At 58.9% G+C, this 1,282-nt stretch carries 1 protein-coding gene; it reads right to left on the bottom strand.

Translation table 11 applies throughout. The annotated features are described in order from the left end of the window. A partial coding sequence (locus tag KQI83_RS12185) for a PEP/pyruvate-binding domain-containing protein (protein ID WP_253295615.1) occupies positions 1-1,282 on the bottom strand: 1,282 nt, incomplete at both ends.

Below are 1,282 nucleotides of genomic sequence, written 5' to 3'. Positions count from 1 at the left end.
ATGTCCTCTTCCTCGGTGGGAACGAACTCGTGAAGCGGCGGGTCAAGGAAGCGGATGGTTACGGGGCAGCCCTCGAGCGCTTCGTAGAGAGCCTTGAAGTCGCCCTGCTGATAAGGCAGGATCTTGTCGAGAGCAGCTTCTCTCTCTTCAACGGTGTCTGCGCAAATCATCTCGCGGAACGCGGCGATTCTGTCCTCTTCAAAGAACATGTGCTCGGTACGGCAAAGACCGATACCCTCAGCGCCCAGCTCGCGCGCCTTCTTGGCGTCGGTGGGTGTGTCGGCGTTGGTTCTGACCTTGAGCTTTCTGAACTTGTCAGCCCATGCCATGATCCTGCCGAACTCGCCTGCGATCTCAGCGTCCTTGGTAGCGATAGCGCCGTCATAGATGTTGCCGGTGGTGCCGTCGATGGACAGCCAGTCACCCTCGTGGAATTCCTTGCCTGCGAGTGTGAACTTCTTGTTCTCCTCGTCCATAGCGATGTCGCCGCAGCCGGATACGCAGCAGGTACCCATACCGCGCACAACAACGGCAGCGTGAGAGGTCATACCGCCGCGGACAGTCAGGATACCCTGAGCCGCCTTCATGCCGGTGATGTCCTCGGGAGAGGTCTCGAGACGAACGAGAACGACCTTCTCGCCCTTTGCGTTCCAAGCCTCGGCGTCCTCAGCGGTGAACACGATCTTGCCGCAGGCAGCGCCGGGAGATGCGCCCAGACCCTTGCCGATCGGGGTAGCAGCCTTGAGAGCGGCGGGATCGAACTGGGGATGGAGCAGGGTGTCGAGGTTTCTGGGATCGATCATTGCAACCGCCTCTTCCTCGGTTCTCATGCCCTCGTCAACGAGGTCACAAGCGATCTTAAGAGCAGCCTGAGCTGTTCTCTTACCATTTCTGGTCTGGAGCATGTAGAGCTTGCCGTGCTCAACGGTGAACTCCATGTCCTGCATATCTCTGTAGTGGTTTTCGAGGGTCGCGCAAACCTGCTGGAACTGCTCGAACGCCTCGGGGAATTTCTCAGCCATCTGTGCGATGGGCATAGGAGTACGAACGCCTGCAACAACGTCCTCGCCCTGTGCGTTGGTCAGGAACTCGCCCATCAGCTTCTTTTCGCCGGTAGCGGGGTCGCGGGTGAACGCAACGCCGGTGCCGCAGTCGTCGCCCATGTTGCCGAACGCCATGGACTGAACGTTAACGGCGGTACCCCAGGAATAGGGGATATCGTTGTCGCGGCGGTAAACGTTGGCTCTGGGGTTGTCCCAGGACTGTCTCTTATAAACATTCT

The organism is Roseburia sp. MSJ-14 (genome assembly GCF_018918225.1).
GTDB lineage: Bacteria > Bacillota > Clostridia > Lachnospirales > Lachnospiraceae > Petralouisia.
Note: the sequence above shows the minus strand (reverse complement) of the source record. Positions and strands in the feature narration are given on the sequence as shown.